This is a genomic window from Niallia sp. FSL R7-0648, from assembly GCF_038007005.1.
In the GTDB taxonomy this organism is placed as follows: domain Bacteria; phylum Bacillota; class Bacilli; order Bacillales; family Cytobacillaceae; genus Niallia; species Niallia circulans.
On sequence record NZ_JBBOWE010000005.1, the window covers coordinates 1 to 5,185 of the forward strand.

The 5,185-nt window shown below is 37.2% G+C and carries 5 protein-coding genes; 2 read left to right on the forward strand and 3 right to left on the reverse strand.

Annotated features, from left to right (window positions below; genetic code table 11):
• The coding region (locus NSQ89_RS25220) for a hypothetical protein (RefSeq protein WP_341133458.1) at positions 1-290 on the reverse strand (290 nt) is incomplete at its 3' end.
• Between the two features lie 312 nt (positions 291-602).
• Between NSQ89_RS25220 and NSQ89_RS25225 the strand changes: the two genes are divergently transcribed.
• Positions 603-1,151, forward strand: coding sequence for a winged helix-turn-helix domain-containing protein (locus tag NSQ89_RS25225; RefSeq protein WP_223664322.1), 549 nt, complete (start codon positions 603-605; stop codon positions 1,149-1,151).
• Positions 1,152-1,177: 26 nt separating this feature from the next.
• Here the strand turns inward: NSQ89_RS25225 and NSQ89_RS25230 are convergent, their stop codons facing one another.
• Both NSQ89_RS25230 and mobV read right to left on the reverse strand, forming a co-directional pair.
• Positions 1,178-1,426, reverse strand: a complete 249-nt coding sequence (locus tag NSQ89_RS25230) for a hypothetical protein (RefSeq protein ID WP_341055907.1) — start codon at positions 1,424-1,426, stop codon at positions 1,178-1,180.
• A 13-nt stretch (positions 1,427-1,439) separates the two neighbouring features.
• Positions 1,440-2,789, reverse strand: coding sequence for a MobV family relaxase (gene mobV, locus NSQ89_RS25235; RefSeq protein ID WP_341133459.1), 1,350 nt, complete (start codon positions 2,787-2,789; stop codon positions 1,440-1,442).
• A gap of 1,203 nt (positions 2,790-3,992) precedes the next feature.
• Between mobV and NSQ89_RS25240 the strand changes: the two genes are divergently transcribed.
• Complete coding sequence (locus NSQ89_RS25240) at positions 3,993-4,775, forward strand: acetoin reductase (RefSeq protein ID WP_327826148.1); 783 nt, start codon at positions 3,993-3,995, stop codon at positions 4,773-4,775.
• Positions 4,776-5,185 lie beyond the last annotated feature (410 nt).

The following is a 5,185-nucleotide window of genomic DNA, read 5'->3' on the forward strand; positions in this document are numbered from 1 at the left end:
TTCACTTTACTTTGTTGTAAGTTAGTTGTCCCCCCTTGTTTTGGGGTGTGAGTGCTGGCTGGGGGTGTGGGGGCTAGCCCCCGCATAACGTCACTAAGTAAGGCTAAAGGCAGATATTTCTGAACGATAGCACAGGCGGTTTTGGCGGTACAATGGTCAGAGCAAGCCGAATTTCGTAAATCCTCGTTTTGGGTATGTTCGGCTTGGCGACATGCCACCACCGCCAAAATTTCGGAAAGCAAGGGGGAAAGGGTGGAGATTTTTTTGAGCGATAGCGTTCCGTAGGACAAAAAAATACTACCCGAACCTTGCTTGGAGAAAAGCCCTTTAGAAGATATAAGAGGGAACATTTGAAGAATGTTGTTATATCAAGGGTTATAGAGGTTGTTAGTAATCACAGTGTGAACCCAATAGTAATCATAAGCTATGATTACTATTTGAATATAAAGTAATCAAATTAACACTTGTTTTTTAAAAAAAATAATTATACTATAATCTTATATGATTACAACATGCTCACAAATGATTACTATATGGTTCACTAGATGATACATATATGTTTCATTTTAAGTAGTATACTGCTTATTCAGGGGAGGAATATCGTGACAACGTTAACAATAGGGGAAACAAAAAACGTACTAGATCCTAATTCTAGAACATTTGAGGAACGTGAGAGAGAATTAGAAGAACTAAAGAAACAGGAAGAAGAAGAGCGAAAAAGACAACAAGGAAGTCCTTATAAAAGGTGGGTGCAAATGAATAAAGACGCTTATAAAGCAGAAGATTGGCTAATGTCAAAATCACCAATAGCATATCGAATCTTTAAGTTTCTAATTAATAACATGGATTCATACAATGCGGTTATGTGTTCGTATAACGTCTTACAAGAACAGTTCGAAATTAGTAAACCCACTGTTACAAGAGCAATTAAACTTCTTAGAGAAAAACAATACATAGACGTTTACAAATCAGGAACATCAAACATTTATGCCGTTAATAAACAAATTGCTTGGAATAGTTGGGGAACAAATTATAAACACGGCAAATTCGGAGCCAATATAATCATCTCTGAAAGTGAACAAGAAAACAGCATGAAAACGAAAATACAATCTCAATTACACAAAGAAATAACGATAGAGATAAAGGAGTAGAACCGTCATTAAGACGGTTCTTTTAACTATAAAGTAAAAGCATTTTCTTCTTCATCTTCAGGACGAACACTTCCTGTTGTTTGGAGATCAGCAAGAGCAAAAGCTAATTTTTCAACCGAATACTGGTTATCCAAGTGCTTTACAATCCGTTTCATTGCAGTGATTTGTGTTTTAGGGGCTTCATTTTTTTCTAAATATGCTAAAATCTTTTCTGCTTCACTGACCCTTCTTTTCGTTGTTTTAATACGGTCAAAAACATCATTTCTCATATTCATTTATCCTCCTCCTTTACATTTCCAATTCTATATCTTTTTCATTTTCTTTCTGTGGTTTTTCTAATTTTTGTAGAGAATCCTGGACTAATTTATCTTGTTTGTCATCCAGTGCTTTTATATGGCTAGGGGCAATATCCCTAATTCTTAAAAACGTCTTTACTCGGTCAATTTGAGCATGTAAAACGTTCCCCACTCTTTGTTTGAAAGCCGAAAACTCCTTACTGATCTGCATGAGTTTTTCCTTCAATTGCCCGTTCTCCGATTTCAATTCTCGATTCTCATTTTGGTAAGACCGGTTTTCTAGTTTTAGCGTATCTACCTCTTGTTTTAACTGCTTTTTTTCCTTCAACTGGTCATTGTATTTATGAACCAGCCCATTATATTTTTCTACTAGATTTCCGTATTTCTGCACAACCTCAGCCTGTTTCACTTTTTCCACTGCTTTTTTCTCTGCCAATGTATCTAAGTTCTGTTCAACATCTTTGTAATAATGTCGAATTTTGTCTTGTCCTATCTGCATATCTGATTTTAATTGCTGAACTTCTGTCTTTGCCTTCTCTAACTCCTTCTGGAGAACCTCCGCCTTCTGCTGATAGACAACTCCATTTGTCGCATAATCGACTAGGCTTTTGTAATCTTGCTCCTTCATGCCAACAAGCCCAAGCACCTTTTTCGGTTGAATGTTCTCAATCGCCTTTGTCTTGTCGTCAATCTCTTGAATATGCCCCATTGTCCGTTCATACTTTTCTCTAGCTTCCTGCTCCATTTGTTGGAACGTCAGAGCCTTATATTTGGCTGTCTCAACGTGTTTACGGTCTGATGAGACTCCTCGCTCCAAGTCAAAGCTTTCTCGCACCATATGGTCATGAAACTTATCTTGAAGATTTACCAGTTGTTGCTTTTTCCCAAAAAAGTCCTTTGCGGAAAGCCGACCATCTTTGGTGATCGGCACGAACCCAACATGCATATGCGGTGTTTTCTCGTCTTTATGAACCATCGCATAGGCAATATTCTTTTCTCCGTATTCGTTCGCAAAAAACTCATAAGCTGATTCAAAGAATCGCTTTTCCTCTTGTTCCGATAGCTTTTGAAAATACTCGGAATCGGAAGTGACAAGGAAACTCGCCATCTTCACCGCATCTTTCCGAATGGCTTTGCCAGTCGTCACTCCTTCCTCAATCATTTTGTTAACCTTCTCGCTATAATCAATCGGCTTTGAATTGACCAAATCATAATTTAGATGTGAACGTGACCCATCAATATCACCGTTCGTCTGACTTTCTTTTTCTCTCTGATTATGAATTTGAATGCCCTTAATGGCAGGTGACTTTAGCTTCTGCATATGTAAAACGGCAAAGCTCATATCGGGGTTTTCGCTCCTTTCTAAAATCGCTAGATTAATAGAAAGTGTAGCACACTACACTTTGCAAGCAAAGTTCCATGTGCTCTGCGAGGCTTTTCGGCTCCGCCGAGCCATGCGACTGCATGGCAAAAAACCTTGGACGCTGTCCAAACCTGCAAGGGGAAAAGTTCCCCTTGACCCCATTCAAAAAACTCCCCCACCCCCCTCAATTTTTGAGGGGGCTCCCTCGCCGGTAGGCAGGTCAAAAGGTGAACTTTTGACATACCAAGAGGGTCTTGGTGTAGTGAGTTTGTCAACTCCTTAATGCTCCCTGCGGTCCGCTTACCGTTGACAAACGCCATACAGAGCCTTTCTAGCCCTTTTAAGAGGTTGCCCCTTATTAAAACCCCTATTTAATCTTTAAAATCGCTCACAGGGCATTTATGAGCTTCTCACGAGTAAAACAAGGATAAATAAAAGCCAAGATACTGTTAATGTTTCATAAGGCTATGAAAATGCCTGTATTAAAGGATTTACCAGATAAATTATTTTAAAAAATTTAGTCGTAGTTGTTTAATTTGACAACTACGATTTTTTATTTATGTTCGTATTTTTGTTTGTGTTTATTTAGACACACAACTGTGTTCAAATGAACACACACGAAAATCGCTAAAACTACTGATATATCAACCTTTTTTACACTTTTAAAAGTCTCTCTCTTCTCACTCTATATATAAGGGCTTTTCTTCATGCAAGGGACGGGTAGTATTTTTCGGACAGACCACCGAAAAATCTCCACCCTTTACCCTTGCACTCCGAAATTCGGCAGGTGCGCAGCTTGTGCCAAGCCGACACACTGAAAACGAGGATTAATCAGGGTCGGCTTGCACTGCAATTGTACCTGCCGAAACGCCTGAGCGTATCCCAAAATATGCTTTCACGACAAGGGCTACAGGACATGGGGGATTCTCCCCCAAACCCCCTAGCCAGCCTCCTCCTAAAAACAAGGGGGAAACCCAAAAAACCAACCCTTTGCAATATCAATTACGTTCCGAATTTTGAGAGTAAGCGAGGGCTTACAAGGCGTGTCGGCATGGATAAAGCTTTACAGCAACAAGGCATCAAGATAAGAAAAAACAAGAAAAAAACATAAATATTGCTTAATTTTTTTAAAAGAATACAATTTTTATTGAAAGCACTAAATATAAAAGGAGACATAAGCATATGAACTCAGAAAATAAAGTAGCAATAATAACAGGTTCAGCAGGTGGTTTAGGTAAAGCTATAGCTGAAAGATTAGCAAATGATGGTTTTAATATCGTTGTTCAAGACATCAATAATGATTTGTTACTAGAAACAGAAAAAGAATTCAAAGAAAAAGGATATAATGTAATATCTTTCAAAAGTGATGTTTCAAAACAAAAAGAACAAGAAGAACTAGTTAAATTTACTGTAAAAGAATTTAATAAATTAGATGTTTTTATTAATAATGCAGGTGTGGATGCTGTAACACCTTTCTTAGAAATAGACGAAAATCAACTTAATAAATTATTTAATATTAATGTATTTGGAACTGTTTATGGTACCCAAGCAGCTGCAAAACAATTTATAAAACAAAATACAAAAGGTAAAATAATAAACGCTTGTAGTATAGCAGGTCACGAATCTTACGAAATGCTAGGTACATATTCAGCTACTAAACACGCAGTTAGATCATACACTCAAGTTGCAGCTAAAGAATTAGCAAAGTATAAAATTAACGTTAATGCTTATTGTCCAGGAGTGGCAAAAACTAAAATGTGGGAAAGAATCGATGAAGAAATGGTTAAATATGATGAAAATTTAAATCCTGGAGATGCTTTTGAAAAATTTTCAAGTGCTATAAAATTAGGAAGATATCAAGAACCTAAAGATGTAGCAAATTTAGTATCATTCCTAGCTTCGGAAGATTCAGATTATATAACTGGTCAATCTATTTTAACAGATGGCGGATTAGTTTATAGATAAAAAATAAACAGTTTAATTAATTTGGTTTTTATTCCAATTTCCTTTTTGAATAGAAACTTTGAACCCTAAAAACCCAAAGCGTGTCAATCGTTCGGTTTAATAGCTAGCGCTATCCGAACGATTGCGCTTTAAGTTTATTTTAGGGTTCTTTTCTTTTTCAAAAAGTTTTCTCGGCATAAAGTCGTCTAAATATTGACATACCAAGAGGGTCTTGGTGTAGTGAGTTTGTCAACTCCTTAATGCTCCCTGCGGTCCGCTTACCGTTGACAAACGCCATACAGAGCCTTTCTAGCCCTTTTAAGAGGTTGCCCCTTATAAAAAACCCCTATTTAATCTTTAAAATCGCTCACAGGGCATTTATGAGCTTCTCACGAGTAAAACAAGGATAAATAAAAGCCAAGATACTGTTA